Source organism: Vibrio sp. 2-Bac 85, assembly GCF_037546705.1.
Classification (GTDB): domain Bacteria; phylum Pseudomonadota; class Gammaproteobacteria; order Enterobacterales; family Psychromonadaceae; genus Psychromonas.
The window spans coordinates 660,112-679,891 of record NZ_JALAAB010000001.1 but is presented as its reverse complement, the minus strand read 5'-3'; the positions used below and the strand labels follow the sequence as shown (position 1 = coordinate 679,891).

13 protein-coding genes are annotated in these 19,780 nt (G+C 37.8%); 7 read left to right on the top strand and 6 right to left on the bottom strand.

Annotated features, from left to right (window positions below; all coding sequences use genetic code 11):
- Positions 1-35: 35 nt before the first annotated feature.
- The 4 genes from glnG to glnA all read right to left on the bottom strand — a co-directional run bounded on the left by glnG (position 36) and on the right by glnA (position 4,630).
- Complete coding sequence (gene glnG, locus MT390_RS02915; RefSeq protein ID WP_166368937.1) at positions 36-1,436, bottom strand: nitrogen regulation protein NR(I); 1,401 nt, start codon at positions 1,434-1,436, stop codon at positions 36-38.
- A gap of 38 nt (positions 1,437-1,474) precedes the next feature.
- Positions 1,475-2,536 (bottom strand): nitrogen regulation protein NR(II), encoded by a 1,062-nt coding sequence (gene glnL / locus MT390_RS02910; protein WP_499439475.1) that lies wholly within the window; start codon positions 2,534-2,536, stop codon positions 1,475-1,477.
- An 11-nt stretch (positions 2,537-2,547) separates the two neighbouring features.
- Complete coding sequence (locus MT390_RS02905) at positions 2,548-3,087, bottom strand: DUF4124 domain-containing protein (RefSeq protein WP_240923532.1); 540 nt, start codon at positions 3,085-3,087, stop codon at positions 2,548-2,550.
- Positions 3,088-3,211: 124 nt separating this feature from the next.
- Positions 3,212-4,630: a glutamate--ammonia ligase gene (glnA, locus tag MT390_RS02900; protein WP_166368931.1), complete on the bottom strand. Its 1,419-nt coding sequence runs from the start codon at positions 4,628-4,630 to the stop codon at positions 3,212-3,214.
- 491 nt (positions 4,631-5,121) lie between these two features.
- On the opposite strand from glnA, the gene typA reads away from it, so the two are divergent.
- From typA to pyrE, 7 genes are all read left to right on the top strand, one after another.
- Positions 5,122-6,945 carry a translational GTPase TypA gene (gene typA, locus MT390_RS02895; RefSeq protein ID WP_166368929.1) on the top strand — a complete coding sequence of 608 codons (1,824 nt, stop codon included), beginning with the start codon at positions 5,122-5,124 and terminating at the stop codon, positions 6,943-6,945.
- 257 nt (positions 6,946-7,202) lie between these two features.
- Positions 7,203-8,090, top strand: coding sequence for a virulence factor BrkB family protein (locus MT390_RS02890; RefSeq protein ID WP_166368927.1), 888 nt, complete (start codon positions 7,203-7,205; stop codon positions 8,088-8,090).
- Positions 8,087-8,524, top strand: a complete 438-nt coding sequence (gene dtd / locus MT390_RS02885) for a D-aminoacyl-tRNA deacylase (RefSeq protein ID WP_166368925.1) — start codon at positions 8,087-8,089, stop codon at positions 8,522-8,524. The genes MT390_RS02890 and dtd overlap by 4 nt, the downstream gene beginning before the upstream one ends.
- A gap of 134 nt (positions 8,525-8,658) precedes the next feature.
- Positions 8,659-11,538, top strand: coding sequence for an insulinase family protein (locus tag MT390_RS02880; RefSeq protein ID WP_499439472.1), 2,880 nt, complete (start codon positions 8,659-8,661; stop codon positions 11,536-11,538).
- Between the two features lie 324 nt (positions 11,539-11,862).
- Positions 11,863-12,603, top strand: coding sequence for a DUF481 domain-containing protein (locus MT390_RS02875; protein WP_166368921.1), 741 nt, complete (start codon positions 11,863-11,865; stop codon positions 12,601-12,603).
- Between the two features lie 194 nt (positions 12,604-12,797).
- Positions 12,798-13,517 (top strand): ribonuclease PH, encoded by a 720-nt coding sequence (rph, locus tag MT390_RS02870; RefSeq protein ID WP_028869270.1) that lies wholly within the window; start codon positions 12,798-12,800, stop codon positions 13,515-13,517.
- A 3-nt stretch (positions 13,518-13,520) separates the two neighbouring features.
- The gene (gene pyrE / locus MT390_RS02865; RefSeq protein WP_166368919.1) at positions 13,521-14,162 is read left to right on the top strand and encodes an orotate phosphoribosyltransferase; all 642 of its coding nucleotides are present in this window, start codon (positions 13,521-13,523) and stop codon (positions 14,160-14,162) included.
- A 150-nt stretch (positions 14,163-14,312) separates the two neighbouring features.
- Here pyrE and MT390_RS02860 read toward each other — a convergent pair whose 3' ends face one another.
- Both MT390_RS02860 and MT390_RS02855 read right to left on the bottom strand, forming a co-directional pair.
- Positions 14,313-16,301 carry a methyl-accepting chemotaxis protein gene (locus MT390_RS02860; RefSeq protein WP_499439470.1) on the bottom strand — a complete coding sequence of 663 codons (1,989 nt, stop codon included), beginning with the start codon at positions 16,299-16,301 and terminating at the stop codon, positions 14,313-14,315.
- Positions 16,302-16,689: 388 nt separating this feature from the next.
- Entirely contained in the window at positions 16,690-19,776 is a 3,087-nt protein-coding gene (locus tag MT390_RS02855) for a multidrug efflux RND transporter permease subunit (RefSeq protein WP_499439469.1), read from the bottom strand.
- Positions 19,777-19,780 lie beyond the last annotated feature (4 nt).

Here is a 19,780-nt window from a genome sequence, read left to right as displayed (position 1 = left end):
AACACTGTGGTAATCATTTGACCTTGGTTATGTCGTTAATCTGCTAAATTTAACTCTTTTAATTTACGCGTTAAGGTATTACGCCCCCATCCGAGTAGTTTAGCTGCCTCATGTTTTTTACCCTGCGTATGCTTTAGTGCACTTTGTAGCATTATCTTTTCAAATTCAGGTAATAATTGCCCTAATATATTGGTTTCGCCATTCCTTAATTGTGTATCTGCCCATTTTTTCAGGCTTTCTTGCCATATCACCGGCTCACCATCTTGATCAGGAATATCTTGATTGCCTAATTCAGGAGGCAAATCACTAATATGGACCTCTTGTCCACTAGCCATTACCGTTAACCAGCGACAAATATTCTCTAATTGACGGACATTGCCGGGCCAAGGTAGTTCACTTAGGTAAGTCAGTGTAGCCTTAGTAAGCTGCTTACTTTCAACAGTCAACTCATTAGCTATATTATGTAGAAAATGATTTGCAAGTAATGGAATATCTTCGCGACGCTCCCTTAGTGCGGGAAGTTGCAAGCGTATTACATTCAAACGGTGAAATAAATCTTCTCGGAAATCTCCGCTTTGCACTTTTTTCTCTAAATTTTGATGCGTAGCTGCAATAATTCGAACATCTACCTTGATTGCTTGGTGGCCACCGACACGATAGAACTGACCATCAGCGAGTACACGTAGCAAACGAGTTTGAACATCTAAAGGCATATCGCCAATTTCATCTAAGAAGAGGGTCCCGCCATCGGCCTGTTCAAATCGCCCTTGGCGATTAGCTGCTGCACCTGTAAAAGCGCCTTTTTCATGGCCAAATAACTCTGCTTCAATCAACTCTTTAGGGATAGCCGCCATATTGAGCGCAATAAATGTCTCGTTTTTACGTGGGCTATGCTTATGTAGGGCTTGAGCTACTAATTCTTTACCTGTGCCCGATTGACCATTGATTAATACACTCATGCTGGAGCGAGATAAACGCCCTATAACACGGAAAACCTCTTGCATAGCAGGTGCTTCACCAATAATTTCAGGAGTCGAAATAGGTTGAGTATTAGGCTTTTTCTGTTGTTTTAACTCTTTACTGTGGTTGATTGCGCGTTTAATTAATGCGGTTGCTTCATGGATATCAAAGGGTTTAGGTAGGTATTCAAAGGCACCACTTTGGTAAGCATTTACTGCGCTATCTAAATCTGAATGTGCAGTCATAATAATGATCGGAATTAATGGGTAGCGTTGATGAATCTTTTGCATCAGCTCTAATCCATCAATCCCTGGCATACGCACGTCAGAAATAATTATTTCAGGTTGCTCAATGAGCAGTTGTTGCCATAGGCACTCAGCGTCAGGAAAACTCGCATGTTCGATGTTTTCAGCTTTTAATGTGCGTTCTAATACCCAGCGAATGGCATGGTCATCATCTACAATCCAAGCGGCCATTTTAGTTCCTTATTTTTATTTTTATACATAGATGGAAGTTAAATTGGTAAATAAACAGAAAACTCTGTTTTACCCTTGCAACTACTAAATTCAATACGTCCATGATGTTGTTTGATCAATTCCTGTGCGATAGATAAACCTAGACCTGTGCCATCTTTGCGGCCCGTCACCATCGGATAAAATAATGTGCTCTTGAGGTGTTCAGGTATGCCTGGACCGGTATCAATAATTTTTATTTCAGTAGCTAAACGCTGCGGTAAACCATTAATCGTAATTTGATTCGCTGCACGGGTGCGCACTGTAATACGGTGTTCTTCGGGCTGATTTTGTAAGGCTTGTACGGCATTTTGAATGATATTTAAAAAGGCTTGTTGTAATTGGTCCGGTTGCATCTCAAAATCGGGAATACTGGGATCATAATCAATGTGAATAGTGATATTTTTAGGTAAATCTAAACACACCAACTTTCTAACTGTTTCTAAAACAGAGTGAATATTATGGATACCCTTTGTGCCTAATTTTTGTGGGCCTAATAAACGGTTTACTAGGGCGCTTAAGCGATCAGCTTGTTCAATAATTATTTGGGTAAACTCTTTTAATTCTGGATCTGGTAATTCAGCTTCCAACAGTTGTGCCGCACCGCGTAAACCGCCTAAAGGGTTTTTTATCTCGTGGGCTAAACCTCTGACTAATTCCTGTGCTGCTTTTTGTTGGTGCTCTTGATAATGCACCTGACTGATGCGTTTTTGCTGCTCAATACAACGCATCTCCAAAATAATATAACAATCTGATTTAACGCTCACGTAACTAGCACTTAAATCAATTAATAAAGAGTGCCCATCAATGAATAAGGTGACTTCATTTTCAGTAAAAGAAGCTTGTTCATGTAATAGGTTGGCAATAGAAACTGGGCTAAAATGGAACTGTTCAGCCAGTGAATACAGGCTTTGTGCGTATAAGCGTTGTTTGCTTTGCGACAATAATTGCTCACTCGCAGGGTTAGCGTAAATCAATTTTAATGAAGCATCTAATCCTACAAACGCGGTTTTAGCTTCTTCAAGAAAGGTAAAAATAAGTTTGTTACTGGGTTCATTCTGCATATTTTTAAGTTCTATTTAAGTGCTGCACGTTTTAAGTGAATAGTCACAATTTGCGTTTTAGCTAAGGTTTTACCTGTTTCATCCAACAAATGAACTTGTACTTGATGCGTACCACGGTCCACATTAAATGCTCGCATCGTTGGCGACAATTGAGGCGTGCCTAAGGGCTCTGCATCTAAAAATAACTGTAAACGTTGGGAGCTTTCTTTTTCAGGTGTTGTTTTAACGTGAATATCTAATGCGCCATCGTTACTGCGTATCGCCATATCATCTTGAGGTGAAATAATTTCTGCTTGATAGTTTATTGCTTTTTTCCTATCTAGACTTAAGTCATCAACTTCCGATAATTTTTTTATTGTTGGTTGGTTAGTATTAACCGGCATTAAATTTTTATTTTCGACAATAATCTGTTCTGTGCCCGGCTCGGCAGTGTCTGAGAAATGACTTTTTCCATGTTTATCAACCCAATGATAAATGGTTGTTTCTGCCTGTAATGATGATACTGACATGACAAACAACGGGATCAACAAAAGCATGGGAACTTTAATCATCAAAAACCTCATATCGTGGACAACTTATTTGTTGCTTATATAAAGGATATAGACAAAAAAACCCGCGCAAAGACGGGTTTTCTGATTTAAAGCATGAACTGAATCATGCTTTATAAAAGCTCTCTTATACGCTGTAGTATAATTCAAACTCTTTTGGATGCGTAGCGCGAGAAACGGCTTCACATTGAGCTGTTTTCAAACCAATGTATGCATCAATTGCTTCATTTGAGAATACGCCACCTTCAACAAGGAAGTCACGGTCAGCATCTAGTGCAGCAAGTGCTTCTTCAAAAGATACTGCAACCTGTGGGATTGCATCAGCTTCTTCTTTAGGTAGGTCGTATAGATCTTTATCTAGAGAATCACCAGGGTGTATCTTATTTTTAATACCGTCAAGGCCAGCCATTAACATTGCAGAGAAACCTAAGTAAGGATTCATTGTTGGATCTGGGAAACGTACTTCGATACGCGCTGCACGTGCAGTCGGTACAATTGGAATACGAATAGACGCAGAACGGTTACCTGCAGAGTATGCAAGCATTACTGGCGCTTCAAAGTGTGGCACTAAGCGTTTGTAAGAGTTAGTTGATGCATTAGTGAATGCATTAAGTGCTTTAGCATGCTTGATAATACCGCCGATGTAATAAAGCGCCATTTCAGAAAGGCCGCCGTATTGATCACCAGAGAACAAGTTAACACCATCTTTACCTAAAGATTGGTGACAGTGATTACCAGAACCGTTATCGCCAATAATTGGTTTAGGCATAAATGTAGCTGTTTGGCCGTATGCGTGAGCAACGTTATGTACAACGTACTTGTAAATTTGGATTTCATCTGCTTTTTCAACCATTGTGTTGAAACGACATGCGATTTCGTTTTGACCCGCTGTTGCTACTTCATGGTGATGAGCTTCAACAACTAAACCCATTTCTTCCATGATTAAACACATAGCAGAACGGATGTTTTGAGATGAATCAACTGGTGCTACTGGGAAGTAACCACCTTTAACACCTGGACGGTGACCGGTGTTGCCTTCTTCATATGAAGTACCTGAGTTCCAAGCCGCTTCTTTAGCATCAATCGAGAAAAAAGCACCTTGCATTGTATTACCGTATTTAACGTCGTCAAATAGGAAGAATTCTGGTTCTGGACCAAATAAAACAGTATCAGCAATACCTGTTGAACGCATGTAAGCTTCAGCACGCTTAGCAACAGAACGTGGGTCACGGTCGTAACCTAACATTGTTTTTGGCTCTAGTACGTCACAACGTAAGTTTAATGTTGCATCGTCAGTAAATGGGTCAAGTACAGCCGTTGAAGGTACAGGCATTAATACCATGTCTGAATCTTGAATCCCTTTCCAGCCAGCGATTGAAGAACCATCGAACATTTTACCTTCTTCGAAAAAGTCTTCGTTTACTTGGTGATGCGGAATAGAGACGTGTTGCTCTTTACCATGTGTATCAGTAAAGCGTAAATCAACGAATTTTACGTCTTGCTCTTTAATAAGAGCTAGAACGTCTTGAATTGTTTGTGCAGACATGTTGTAGAACCTCATTTGACATCGAAATGTTTAAAAAACAAATCGTTATTCATAAATGTATGAAAAGCCATAAATGTATGAAAATCGATTTATCGTAATTCTGAACTAGTATTTATACTTCTAAACTTATGCTGATACAAGTAGCTAAAACTATGCCAACTTGGCAAAGCCCATTATACCTCGCTTTTTCTTCTGCTACAGCCCATACAATGTGATCTTGTGCACCAATGTAGTGCTGCGTAGCTCTTTTTTGGTGCGTTTTGTGTTTCAGTGCTCAGTTGCTTGCATTTTTTAAACTTTTCAGCATTTAAGCTAACTGTGACCGACTTAAAACTTTCTATTTTTGAAATTATGTTTACAATGTGCGCACATTTGGCTATCTCACTTTAAGTGTTTTCATAGCCTAAATTTTTTCATACCAATTAAATAAAAGTGGATAATCTATTTTTATTTAATTGGTATTTTTATAGTAGTTATTTTTGAGGCACATCATGTCGTTAGATAAATTAAGAAATATAGCCATCATTGCTCACGTTGACCATGGTAAAACAACATTGGTTGATAAACTGTTAGAGCAATCTGGTACTTTGGATTCACGTGGTGATAATGAAGAACGTGTAATGGATTCTAACGATCTTGAAAAAGAACGTGGTATTACCATTCTTGCAAAAAATACAGCGATTGTATGGAACGATTACCATATCAATATCGTAGATACTCCTGGGCATGCCGATTTCGGTGGTGAAGTAGAACGTATTCTATCTATGGTAGACAGTGTTTGTTTGATCGTTGATGCGGTTGATGGTCCTATGCCACAAACTCGCTTCGTAACACAAAAAGCATTTGCTCATGGTTTAAAACCAATTGTTGTTATTAACAAAATCGATAAGCCTGGTGCACGTCCTGAATGGGTAATGGATCAAGTATTTGATTTGTTTGATAACCTAGGTGCTACTGATGAGCAATTAGACTTCCAAGTGGTTTATGCTTCTGCATTAAACGGTTGGGCAAGTACTGATATGGACACTAAAAAAGATAACATGGAAGATTTATTCCAAACTATCGTTGATACTGTTGCTCCACCAGATGCGGATCGCGATGGTGACTTCCAAATGCAAATATCTCAACTTGATTACAACTCTTACGTAGGTGTTATCGGTGTTGGTCGTATTACACGTGGTCACGTTAAAGTAAACCAAGCGGTAACTATCATTGGTGCTGACGGCAAAGAACGTAAAGGCAAAGTAGGTCAAGTATTAGGTTACCTAGGTCTAGAACGTCATGATATTGAATATGGTGAAGCTGGCGACATTATTGCAATCAGTGGTCTAGGCGAGCTTAAAATCTCTGACACTATCTGTGCACAAAATAATGTTGAAGCGATGACGCCATTAACTGTTGATGAACCAACGGTAACAATGACTTTCCAAGTAAACAACTCTCCATTCTGTGGTAAAGAAGGTAAATTCGTTACATCACGTAACATCCTTGACCGTTTGAATAAAGAGCTTGTACATAACGTTGCGTTAAAAGTAGAAGAAACTGCCGATCCTGATAAATTCAAAGTATCTGGTCGTGGTGAGCTACATTTAGGTATCTTAATTGAAAACATGCGTCGTGAAGGTTTTGAGCTAGCAGTATCTCGTCCAGAAGTTATTGAAAAAATGATCGATGGTCAGTTACATGAGCCAATGGAAACATTGACAGTTGACTGTGAAGAGCAACATCAAGGTTCAATCATGGAACAATTAGGTATCCGTAAAGCGGAACTAACTAATATGATCCCTGATGGTAAAGGCCGTGTACGTTTAGACTTTATGATCCCAAGTCGTGGTTTAATCGGTTTCCAAACTGAATTCATGACAATTACATCTGGTTCTGGTCTTTTATACCATAGCTTCGACCATTACGGTCCGCACAAAGGCGGTACAATTGGTCAACGCCAAAATGGTGTAATGGTTTGTAATCAAACTGGTAAAGCGGTTACTTACTCATTATTCTTCTTACAAGATCGTGGTCGTTTATTCCTAGGTCACGCTACTGAAGTTTATGAAGGTCAAATCATCGGTATTCATAACCGTTCAAATGATTTAACAGTTAACTGTATTCGTGGTAAACAGCTTACTAACGTTCGTTCTTCAGGTACTGATGAAGCACAAACACTTTCACCTGCAATCATCTTGACACTTGAGCAAGCGCTTGAGTTTATCGATGTTGATGAGTTAGTAGAAGTAACGCCATTAAGCATTCGTATCCGTAAGAAATTACTGGGTGAGAATGAGCGTAAACGTGCTGCACGTCCAACTAAAGGTTAATTCGTTTACTTAAACGACTAAAAAACCTAATATTAAGGTCTTACTATCGTAAGGCCTTTTTTTTGTTTACAATTTGTAGTTAAGCGATATCGACTCTTTAATATTAAATAACCTCAATTCTGGTTAATGAAAGAAAAATAAAATTTAAAATCATAAGCTTATATTTTTGGCTGTCCAGAACTGAGGTTAAATACATTATGCAGTCCATAGAATCTAAAGCTGTTTTTCCCATTGCTTAAAACTCATCTAGGAAAACTATGTTGCCATTACAAAAGCAAGTATTAGTACAGAAAGTCAAATTGGTTTACAGCTACAGTATTTTTTTATGGAAGCGCAGCCAAGAAGATAATATTAAAGTCCCTGCCGGCCATCTTGCTTACGTTACTCTTTTATCTATTGTGCCTTTTCTGGCGGTTATATTTTATATGCTGTCGGCCTTCCCGATGTTTTCGGAGTTGAATAAAATTATTGAAGATCTTATCTATAATAATTTTGTGCCAACAGCAGGTAATGCAGTCAAAGAGCATATGACCGGATTTATTGAAAATACTAAAAAAATGAGCATGATGGGGATCGCGTCATTAATTGTGATTGCCTTGTTATTGATCTCAACGATAGATCAAACTATCAATCGTATTTGGCGTTGTACTAACAAACGATCAGTAGTGCAGGCCTTTACTATTTATTGGACTATTTTAAGTTTAGGTCCAATTATTATTGGTGGCAGCATTGCCCTCAGTTCTTACCTCTTTTCTATTGTTCAAACCGGTGGTTTTTTATCGCTTGGACAACAAATTTTAAGCATTATCCCTTTTGTTTTTTCTTGGTTAGCATTTGCCGGTGTATATACATTAGTGCCGCATCAACGTGTCAGCTTTCGTTATGCACTAACGGGTGGCCTGATCGCTGCCTTATTATTTAATTTTGCAACGGATCTATTTACTTTATACATCACTAATTTTCCTTCACAGCAAATTATTTATGGTGCATTAGCGGTTATCCCGATCATGTTTGTTTGGATCTATTTTAGTTGGTTGATTGTATTGATTGGTGCAGAAGTGACCTCTACCCTAGAAGAATTTTTATCTGTATCTGAAAAAGAGATGCAAGAAACAGACAAAACATTAGCGGAGAATGAACAATGATTGCAATGATTCAACGTGTTACTAACGCGTCGGTGACCGTTGAAGGACAAACGGTAGGTGCAATTAAAAGCGGTTTATTAGTACTTTTAGGAGTAGAAAAGGGTGACACCGATAAACAATGTCTGCGCTTAGCTCAAAAGGTTTTAGCGTATCGTATTTTTGCTGATGCTAATGGAAAAATGAATCTTAACGTGCAACAAGCGAAGGGGGATTTATTAGTTATTTCACAGTTTACGTTAGCGGCAGAAACAAAAAAAGGTAATCGACCTGGATTCACCAACGGTGCAGAACCTGAAGAAGCGGATCGTTTATATCAGCTGTTTAGTCAACAATGCACCGAATTGGGCTGCCATGTTGAAAATGGTATTTTTGCCGCTGATATGCAAGTGACCTCCACTAATGATGGTCCCACCACGTTTTGGCTACAAATTTAGTCGATATTTAAACATAATTTAGGCATGACTTTTGTGCTGGAGTAATGGTGCGAATGGTATCTACTTGAAACTATATACACTCTGTTATGTCTATAGGGTTCCAGCTAGAGTTGTCGCTATAAAGAGAGTTGTTAATGATAAGCAAAATATTTATCCGATTTATATCTTTATTGATCTGTACTTTTTTAACTTCCTTACAAGCGCAAGCCGCTGAGAATAATATGAATTCATTTGAGGTGCTCGAACAGTCCATTACTAAAAGTCCCAATGATACGCGCCAATATCAAGTGATTCGTCTGGCCAATCAATTACAAGTATTACTGATTTCTGATCCTGATTTGGAAAACAGTGCTGCATCTTTATCAGTGCCAATTGGCAGTATGCATAACCCAGAGAATCAGCTTGGTTTAGCACATTATTTAGAGCATATGCTGTTCCTCGGCTCTGAAAAATATCCGGTGATTAATGAGTACAGCAAGTTTATGAGCCAAAATGGAGGCTATACCAACGCTTATACCGCACAGGATGCAACTGTGTATGGTTTTGAGGTTAATGATAGTGCATTGCCAGAGGCATTAGACAGGCTAGGTGATGTTATGCGTGCTCCACTGCTTGATGAAAAATATGCTGAAAAAGAGCGTCATACGGTTAATGCAGAGCATAAAACCTATTTTGATAACGACATGAGAAAGTTGTATGCGTTACAGCGTTATTCATTAAACCCTGAACATCCCATGGCGCGTTTTAGTACTGGTGATTTGAGTACCCTTAGCGATAAACCAGGTAGTAATTTACAACAAGAACTAGAGCTGTTTTTTAAGCAAAATTATTCTGCTAATACTATGAAAGTGGCAATGACTAGCCCGCGTTCATTAGCTAATATGCAGAAAATTGCGGTTAAATATTTAACTCAAATTCCTAATAACAATGTAACTAAACCTGTACTGATCACGCCTTTATTAACAGATAAGCAATTAGCGTTAGAAGTGCAAATGAAACCAACTGCGGATCTGAAATTGTTACAAGTTAACTTTTTAGTACCGAGTGTGAAAGATGAATATATGTATCAACCTGGTGGTTACATTAGCCGATTATTGGGTTCTGATCATAAGGGTGGTTTATCGGACTATTTAAAAAATATTGGTTTAGTAGAGTCGGTGAGTGCAGGTTTCTATGCTGGCCATAGTGAGCAGTATTCTCAATTTACTATGAGCTTTAAACTTACGGAAAAAGGTCTTCAGGATCAAGATATTGTGCTGGCGAGTTTATTTGCTTATATCAACCTGATCAAAGAACAGGGGATCAATGAATTACAATATTCAGAGCAGAAAAAGAGCCTAGATAATTACTTTAAATTTTTACCAAAAAGGGCTGGTTTTAACTATGTAATGTCTTTATCTGCCAATATGCAGCACTATCCATTGCATGATTTACTTTCTTATTCGTTTCGTTTAGATGGATTCAATCCAAAATTCATTAAGCAATTAGTAGATTACTTAACGCCAGAAAATAGTCGTATTTTTGTTATGTCACCGAATGCAATTGTTAACAAACCGATCCCTTTCTACCAAGGTCAGTATGCACAGGCGAAGATAAAAAAATCGCGTTTGCAGCAATGGTTAACCTTAGCGAAAAAAATACAATCAAAAATGATATTACCAATTAGCAATGATTGGTTACCTGAAAATTTAAGTTTAGTTAACGAACAAAGTAATAATCAAGCGATAGCACTAGTGAAGGAGTCGGGTTTATCGGTGTGGTTTAAGCAAAGCCAATTAAAAGAGCCAAAAGGCATTTTAAACCTACAACTCAATAACAACCTGAATGATCAAAGTCCTCAAGCCAGAGTACAAATGAGTTTATTGTTAAATATTTTGCAGAAACAGCTCTCTGAATTGAGTTTTGTTACGCAAGAAGCTGGCTTAAGCTTTTCTATTAGTAGTAATGAAGGTTTATTGATTACTACCAGTGGTTATAGCGACAAACAAATTAAATTATTACTGATGTTATTAGATCATATTAAAGAGATGTCAGTTGATCAGCAATCTTTGCGTCTTGCAAAACAAGAGCTGATACGTCGTTTCAATAATAAATCTAAAACAAAGGCAATGGACTTGGGCTTAGATGGATTTAGAAAAATTATTCGTCAACCATCTTGGTCTGACCAGACTCTATTATCTCAAATCGATACAGTAACCAGCGAGCAACTAGTTACTTTAGCTAAACAAATGTTTTCTCAATCTAGTGTGCGCTTATTAGCCCTAGGTAATTTTTCAACATTAGATGTATTGCAATTGACAGCAAAATTGAAGCTGAAAATAAAAATTCAGCCAAATGCTTTTTATCAAATCAAACGTGTTAATGCAGATCCTGAAAAAGGAGCATTAAACTTTATACGAAATTCTGCATTAGAGGATGATGCCTTGGTTAGTGTGTATTTATCAAAAAACCAAGATCCTACTTCATTAGCAAAAGCAGAGTTATTGAATAAACTACTTAAACCTGCTTTTTATGACCAAATTCGAACTCAAGAGCAGTTGACGTACTCACCCTTTACTGCCAGTTTTGAAGTGAATGATAGTGTTGCTTTTGGGTTGTTCACACAAAGTCCAGCTATTGGAAGTGCCGCTTTATATGAACGTTTTAAGGCCTTTTTAGAAAGCTTTAAAACAACGTTAGCTGCAACGGACGAAAGTGACTTTGAGGACATTAAAAAAGCGCATATAGCTAACTACTTAGCTAAACCAAGTAATTTAAGTGGAGAGTTTTCTTATCTTATTAATGAATGGATGAGCAATAAAGAAGCTATTGATACAAAACGCTTACATGTTGCTATGTTGGAGTCAGTGACATTACAACAAGTACAACAATATTATGCTGATTTATTCTTTGATGGGGCACAAACACAACAAGTTGTGGTACAGATAAAAGGTAAAAAATTCAGTCAAGATAAAGCTTTAGACTTAACACCGCAAGTACTGATCACTAATGTAGATCAACTCCCTAAGCAATAAAAATTCATAAAAAGCATCGATCGTTAGTTATTGATGCTTTTTATTTTTTTACAGATCTTCTTCCCCACATACAACGTATTTGATACGGGCTCTGTTGCCTTTAATTCTCTGCTAAACCTATTCACATGTTGGATTTATAAATAGTGCAGATCAATTGTTAAAGTCCGCCTCTCAATATGACTTAACCTCGACTAGCGATAATTAAAGTTATTTATATCAACAAGTTGAACTTGATACTTTACAGTGCGAATTGATATTGTGATACCGAGTCGAGAGTAATTAAATTAAACGAAAAATAAATAAATGACAAAGAAGGATAGAAAAATGAAAAAATTGCTACTTACTGCAGCCATCACTATAACGATACCATTTGCCGCACAAGCTCGAAGTGAGTTTGTTGAAGGTGATGCAACGCTTGCTGGGGAAGCTGAATTAGGTGCAACTTTGACTACGGGTAATACGGATACTGCTTCGTTTAAAGGTCGTCTAGCGTTGAAGCAAGAATTAGGAAACTGGGAAAATGATTATCTATTTGAAGGGTTATACAAAGAAGACGAAGACGAAGTAACGGCAAAACGTTATTTATTGGGTGCGCAAGGTGGTTATCAACTTGATGACGTGAGTTATTTATTTGCTAGTAGCAATTATGAAGTTGACCCTTTTACTGGCTATGATTTTACTTCAACTACTGCAGTTGGTTACGGATATCGCTTTATTGATAACAATACCATGACTTTGAAAGCAGAATTAGGTCCTGGTTATATTTACCAAAAACTTGATCGCGAGTCAGCATTGGAGGAAGGGCATGATAGTGAAGCAAATGCTGTTGCACATGGTGTAGTTGATTTTCAAATGAAAATTAGTAATTCTTCTAAATTCCAACAAAAATTTGTTGCTGACTGGGGAAGTAAAATAAAAGGGCGTTCAGATACTTCATTAACCGCTAATATTATTGGTGCATTAGCAATGAAGTTTGCCATTATTGTTCGTTATAACAGCAAACCGTTGGATGATAAAAAGAGTACTGATACTGAAACGAATATGACATTATTGTACGCATTCTAACAGCCACATCACCATTTTAATGAATTTTAATTGAGAGGTTAGCATTGCTAGCTTTCTCTTTTTATAGGCTTTTTTTCTGCAATTATTAGCACCTCTATTATTATTTTTCCTTTTATTTTTCTTATAGCTGACGTTTTTTCCTTGTTATAGAACGGGTATACTCTACGTTCATTTCATCCATAAGGTTTTTATCTATGCGCCCAAGTAATCGAGCTCCCGAGCAACATCGTGACATCAAAATTACGCGTCACTATACCAATTATGCGGAAGGCTCAGTGCTAATTGAAGTCGGTAATACTAAGGTGTTATGTAATGCGACTGTTTCAAGTTCTGTACCGCGCTTTTTAAAAGGTAAAGGTAAGGGCTGGGTGACCGCTGAATACGCTATGTTACCACGTGCGACACATAACCGTAATAATCGTGAAGCTGCGCAGGGAAAGCAAGCTGGTCGTACATTAGAGATACAACGTTTAATTGCACGTTCTCTACGAGCAGCAGTAAACTTAAAAGCTTTGGGTGAAAACATGATCACCGTTGATTGTGATGTTATTCAGGCCGATGGTGGAACTCGTACCGCTTCAATTACAGGGGCTTGTATTGCTTTAGCTGACGCACTTAATTGGATGGTTGCTCAAGGTAAGCTGAAAAAAAGCCCGTTAAAACAGATGATAGCAGCAATCTCTGTTGGTATTTATAAGGGTTTACCCGTATGTGATTTAGATTATGCGGAAGATACTAATGCAGAAACTGATATGAATGTTGTGATGACAGAAACCGGTGGCATGATAGAAATTCAAGGTACTGCTGAAGATGGCGCATTTAGTCATGAACAGTTATTAGCTATGTTAAGCTTAGCTAAAGGCGGTATTGAACAATTAGTGATGGAACAAAAACAAGCATTAAACATGGAGTAGAAAATGAAAGATTATCAAAAAGAATTTATTGAATTTGCAATTGAGAAACAAGTACTAAAATTTGGTGAATTTACCCTAAAATCTGGGCGTATTAGTCCGTATTTCTTTAATGCAGGTTTATTCAATACAGGCCGAGATCTTGCGCGTTTAGGGCGTTTTTATGCCGCTGCATTACAAGACTCTGGCATTGCTTATGATCTATTATTTGGACCTGCTTACAAAGGGATCCCAATCGCGACAACAACGGCGGTTGCCTTATCTAATGATTATGATTTAGATATTCCTTATTGTTTTAATCGTAAAGAAGCAAAAACACATGGAGAAGGCGGTAGTTTAGTTGGTTCTGAGTTATCCGGTAAGATTATGTTGGTGGATGATGTGATCACTGCCGGGACTGCTATTCGCGAGTCAATGGACATTATTAATGCCAATCACGCGCAACTAGCAGGGGTGTTAATTGCATTGGATCGCCAAGAAAAAGGCAAAGCTGAGTTATCAGCAATTCAAGAGGTTGAGCGTGATTATGATGCAAAAGTGATTTCAATTGTACAACTTGCGGATGTGGTGAACTACCTTGAAACCTTGCCTGAAATGCAACAACACTTACAATCTGTACAAGCTTACCGTGTTAAATATGGTATTTAATTCTTAGCTTAGTTATTAGCTTAGTTATTGATTCATATCTAGAAAAAGTACTAAAAATAAAGGCAAGGTAATCAATTACCCTGCCTTTATTTTTGTTTAGCCCCTTTTCTATCTTATCTGTCGTAAATGTTAAATATTAAATATTAAATGCTAAATCTTAAATTGGTTCACTATTTTCTCAAGCTCAGTGGCTAATGAGTCGACCATCTCACTGCATTTATCAATGTTGCCATAGCTTAATTGCATTTCAGTATAACCATCTTGTATATGTAACATATTGCGGTTTATCTCTTCTGTAACACTACTTTGTTCCTCAGCTGCAGTTGCTATTTGCTCATTCATTTGGCTAATTTCTTGAATGCTATGAGTGATCAGTAAGATATCCTGTCCTGCTTGCTTAGCATCATCAACACTTTTATTGACCATGTCGATACCGTTACTCATTGCCTTTTGTGCATCCTTAGAGCTTGATTGCAGCTCAGTGATCATCATCTCTATCTCATTGGTGGATTCTTTTGTTTGTAAGGCCAAACTACGTACTTCATCGGCAACCACAGAGAAGCCTCTTCCATAATCACCTGCTCGTGCAGCTTCAATTGCAGCGTTGAGAGCTAATAGGTTTGTTTTCTCTGAAACCTCATTAATTACACTTAAGAATTTTCCAATGTTGATAACAGAGCCATTTAACTTGTCGATCACCGCTGATGCATTACGTAACTCGATGGATAAGTTACTGATATTTTCAATCGTTTCTTCAACTTCATGATTACCATGTTGGCTCTGTGTATTGGCTTTTTCTGTTTCAGTTGAAGCATGTATTGCATTACGCGCAATATCATTAACGGTACTGTTCATTTCAGTGGTGGCAGTAACAACTTGTGTTACTTGCTCGGTACCACTATTTATTTTTCCTTCAATAATATGATTGTTTTTAATGTTTTCAGCTAAATTATTCTTGAGTGCATTAGAGGTATGTTGAATCTTATTGACCAGCCCTTGCAGATGTTCAACCAACTTGTTGATTGTTGAGCTGATATCTCCTAATTCATCTTTACTATTAACGTCGATACGCAGGGTGAGGTCATTATCTGTTGTAATACTGATTAGTTTACTAGTGATTTCATGGATGCCTTTATGTAATTGGTTAGCAATATAAAAAGACAATAACAGTATCAGTGCAAATGAAATTAAAATAATGATCGTAAGTGAAATTAAGTAAGTTTCTTTCTCTGATATAAGTTGTTGATTATTTTCACGTAAATTATCAAGTAGTGCTACTTCGACAGCTTTTAATAAGTTTATTTTTTGAGTGATCGTATCAAACCAAACCTTTGGGTCAGTCTTAAAGGTACCTTTATCAAGGTTATCTAGTGCAAGGTTTTCATAGTCTTTTACATTGTTTAAAGCTTGCTCTGTGAGATTTTTTTGGTAAATAGCGAACTGTTCTTTTGTTGCATGTGCTTTGAATTTATCGAGATAAACTGCCTGCTCAGCTAATAAACTAATAAATTTTTGTAATAATGCAGGGGTAAAGCGATCGATAGAGAAAACGTTACTGAGTACTGCCCGTTCGATACCCGCACGTTCTTTATGTTGTAAAAAACTACCAACCGTAACCGCTGATATAGCCAGTTTCGAACTTTGATTTTCATTGGCTGTGTTATTGATAATGGATAGCAGTAGCGCATTCAGGTTTGAATAGAAAGCGACTTCATCGCTAACGCTGATAGATAAGTTATCAACCTGTTGGCGTAAACTAGGTAGTTTATCTAATTGTTGGTTCACTTTGGTAAAGAGAGTCGTTAATTGTGGTGTAAGTGATGCTGAAGTTATAAAAGCTTGTAAGTCTTTATTTTTTTGATCCGTGGTTTGACGATGCTGTTCGATTGCTTTTTGAAATTTTTCACCTTTTGAAGATAGGTAACCAGCCGAGGCACCACGTTCTTTTTGTAGTTCATGAACCAAGAGCGAGCTTACTGCTGCAGAATTTGTAAGTATTAACATTTTCTCTAGCATTACTTTTTCTTGGTAGGCTTGTATATAGTTACTACCTGCAAAGCTGATAAAGCCCATTAGGGGTAATAATGTGAGGGCTAAAAGCTTACCGCGAATTGAAATATTATTGATAAAAGTGAGCATGTTTTATCCTAGCTTAAAAAGTATGTAGTAACAGTAGGGTAAAAAGTAAATTTTTCCACATATCAGTCAAAAAATATAACAATATAATAACAATATAACAACAAGAAAGAGGTAGGTGGGGTTTGCTAACTAATAGTAATAATTTCATAAAATAGTTGATTGATGTTGTTAGTTAAAATACATCACTTATGTGTATGAAACGTGTAAGGAACTTTATAAAACGAACAACCATTTGACTCAATAATTGCCTTAAACTCAATTCTTTTTCTACTAATTCAAGTTATGCACTTATGATCTGAATCCAAGTAATAAAAAACGCCACTGAGAAAAAATTATCAGTGGCGTTGAAGAATAAATAAACGTAATCGTTTGATTTATTAATTAGTGATTAAGCTTTGGTCGCATTTACCTTTAATGCTTTTTCTTCGTCAAATTCAGGAACCTTTTCATGTTCGCTGGCAATGAAGGAATAAATTACCGGTAAAATAAACAGCGTAAATAAGGTACCGATCGATAAACCGGCCACAATTACAACACCAATACCGAAGCGGCTAACTGCACCTGCACCGGTTGCAAATAAAAGTGGAACCAATCCAGCTACCATTGCGGCGGTGGTCATTAAAATAGGACGTAAACGAACAGCCGCGGCCGTTTTTACAGCCTCTATCTTATTTAAACCATGGTGTAATTGCTCTTCTTTTGCGACTTCAGCAATTAAAATACCATGTTTAGTTATCAAGCCAACTAAGGTTATCAAACCTACCTGAGTATAGATGTTCATTGTAGCGGCGCCCCAAGCAAGCACAACAAGCGCACCACTAATTGCTAACGGAACCGTCATTAGAATCACTAATGGGTCTCGAATACTTTCAAATTGACTTGCAAGTACTAAGAAAATGATGAATAAAGCAAGTAAGAAAGTGACATATAAAGCGCCGCCTTCAGTTACAAACTGACGTGCTTCACCGAGGTAATCGTGGCGATAACCCTGCGGCAGTTTAGTGGTCGATAACTCTTCAAAGAAGTCTATCGCTTCACCCATAGTGCTACCAGGGGCTAATACAGCACCGATTGTTGCACTATTAAGTTGATTAAAGTGCGGTAAAGAACGCGGTTCTGCCGTGATATCAATACTAATCAACTCACTTAACGGTACCATGTCATTATTTTGTGCTCGAACAAAAAAGTCACCTAGTTTATCTGGTGATAAACGATATTTACGCTCAACTTGTGCAATCACTTCATAGCTTCGTCCATCTAAATCGATACGATTTAAATAACCATCACTTAATAAGGTGCCCAATGTGATACCAATATCCTGCATCGTAATCCCGTAGGCTCCAGCTTTATCACGGTCCATACTAATATTCATCGTCGCTGAGTCAAAGGCAAGGTCGAGCTCTGAGTAAACAAAAGTAGAGTTAGCTTGTGTTGCTGCTAATACATCGCTGGCAATACTCACTAAACTTTGGAATGGATTAGACGTTGTTATTACAAATTGTACTGGTAAACCACCTGATGAACCTGGTAATTCAGGCATTTGAAACGCCGTTGTCGCCATTGATGGAATAGCGTTGAATGCAGGTGTCATGGTCGCTGAAAGTTGTTTTGGATCCTTGTCGCGTTGACTCCATGTTTTCATGATAGCGATACCAAATGCTTGGTTAGCATTAGGAATACCAGACATGGCTAAGCTACTCTCTACCTCTGGTTGATCTGAAATTATATCAGTGACTAAACGCATACTATTTTCAATAAAGTCTAAATTCGCATTCGCGGGTGCTTTAGACATCATCATCAATGCACCTTTATCTTCAGTTGGTGCTAGTTCAGAAGGAATATATTTAAATAGCATTGGTAGCGAAGCAAAAACCAGTAATGCAAAAATAATTACAGCAGGGCGACGCAACATCAGGATGTTTAATGCGCGGCTATATTTATTAGTTAACCCCGTTAATACAGAATCAACAGTACGCTCAAAACGATTTGGCTGATGATTAATTTTCAACATTTTACTACACATCATGGGTGATAATGTGAGTGCCACGATGCCCGAAACAAATACAGCGCCAGCCAAAGTCAAAGCAAATTCAGTAAATAACGAACCTGTTATCCCACCCATTAAAGCGATAGGTGCATATACTGCGGCTAATGTAATAGTCATAGAAATAACCGGAACCGCAATTTCACGCGTACCAATAATTGCTGCACGGAAAGGTTCTTCACCTGCTTTGATATGACGGTCAATATTTTCTACTACCACAATCGCATCGTCGACCACCAAACCAATGGCTAATACCATAGCTAATAGCGTCATGAGATTGATGGTAAAGCCAAATATTTGCATTACAACAGCAACACCAATTAGCGATAGCGGAATGGTAATGATTGGAATGATAACGGCACGCCAAGAACCTAAGAATAAGATCATTACGATCAATACAATTAAGCCTGCTTCAGCGATAGTTTTTATTACTTCATTAATTGATTCTTCGATGGCAATAGTAGAGTCATATAAAACTTTCATTTTAATTGAGCTTGGGTTGCTGGCATCTAAAGCCGGTAACATGAGCCTTACATCTGCTGTGATATCAAGTGGATTTGCTGTGGGTGCAGCGTCAATCGCAACGACTACCGCATCATCGCCATTGGCCATTGCACGGTAAGTATCGTGACTTTTTTCAAGTGATACGCGCGCTATATCTTGTAAATGAATGGTTTTTCCATTTTCACGTGTTGCAATGATTAGGTTTTCTAGCTCGGCTGCGTTTTTAACTTGAGTTTCAGAGCTACCGTTAAATAGAGTGAAATAACCCATCGCCTGACCAGAGGCCGACTGAATATTATTAGCCTGTAAGATAGTCACAACATCAGCGGTGCTTAACCCAAAACCAGCCATGCGTTCAGGATCTAACCAAATTCGTAAAGCAAATTTAGTACCGCCATATAAATTAACCTTAGCAACACCATTAATACTAAATAATTGCGGCTTAACAACGCGTTCTAGGTAATCGGTGATTTGACTAGAGTTTAAATGGTCGCTTGAGAAAGCAATGTAGATAACGGAAGTCGTAGAGCCAGTACTGACATCAATAGTCGGATCTTCAGCTTCACTAGGTAGTTGTGAACTTACACTGTTTACCTTTGCTAGAATATCCGCCACAGCGCCACTAGGTTCAGTATTAAGTTTCATATTCACTGTAATAGTGGAACTACCCATAAAACTTTGTGAGCTGATAAAATCGATATTATCGGCCTGTGCAATAGCTTGTTCAATAGGTTGGGTAATAAAGCCCTGTATTAAGTCTGCATTTGCGCCATAGTAGCTGGTGGTTACTTTAACCACAGTATTGGTCATATTTGGGTATTCGCGTACCTGCATTTTAGTCAGTGCTTGAATACCTAATAACACAAGAAGCAAACTCAGCGAGATGGCTAAAACGGGACGCTTTATAAAAATATCTGTAAATTTCATGCCA

Coding starts and splice junctions, on each gene's coding strand:
- MT390_RS02860 (WP_499439470.1), bottom strand. CDS start 16,301: ATGCTCACTTTTATCAATAATATTTCAATTCGCGGTAAGCTTTTAGCC.
- pyrE (WP_166368919.1), top strand. CDS start 13,521: ATGAAAGATTATCAAAAAGAATTTATTGAATTTGCAATTGAGAAACAA.
- glnL (WP_499439475.1), bottom strand. CDS start 2,536: ATGCAGAATGAACCCAGTAACAAACTTATTTTTACCTTTCTTGAAGAA.
- MT390_RS02875 (WP_166368921.1), top strand. CDS start 11,863: ATGAAAAAATTGCTACTTACTGCAGCCATCACTATAACGATACCATTT.
- glnG (WP_166368937.1), bottom strand. CDS start 1,436: ATGGCCGCTTGGATTGTAGATGATGACCATGCCATTCGCTGGGTATTA.
- MT390_RS02880 (WP_499439472.1), top strand. CDS start 8,659: ATGATAAGCAAAATATTTATCCGATTTATATCTTTATTGATCTGTACT.
- typA (WP_166368929.1), top strand. CDS start 5,122: ATGTCGTTAGATAAATTAAGAAATATAGCCATCATTGCTCACGTTGAC.
- MT390_RS02855 (WP_499439469.1), bottom strand. CDS start 19,776: ATGAAATTTACAGATATTTTTATAAAGCGTCCCGTTTTAGCCATCTCG.
- rph (WP_028869270.1), top strand. CDS start 12,798: ATGCGCCCAAGTAATCGAGCTCCCGAGCAACATCGTGACATCAAAATT.
- glnA (WP_166368931.1), bottom strand. CDS start 4,630: ATGTCTGCACAAACAATTCAAGACGTTCTAGCTCTTATTAAAGAGCAA.
- dtd (WP_166368925.1), top strand. CDS start 8,087: ATGATTGCAATGATTCAACGTGTTACTAACGCGTCGGTGACCGTTGAA.
- MT390_RS02890 (WP_166368927.1), top strand. CDS start 7,203: ATGTTGCCATTACAAAAGCAAGTATTAGTACAGAAAGTCAAATTGGTT.
- MT390_RS02905 (WP_240923532.1), bottom strand. CDS start 3,087: ATGATTAAAGTTCCCATGCTTTTGTTGATCCCGTTGTTTGTCATGTCA.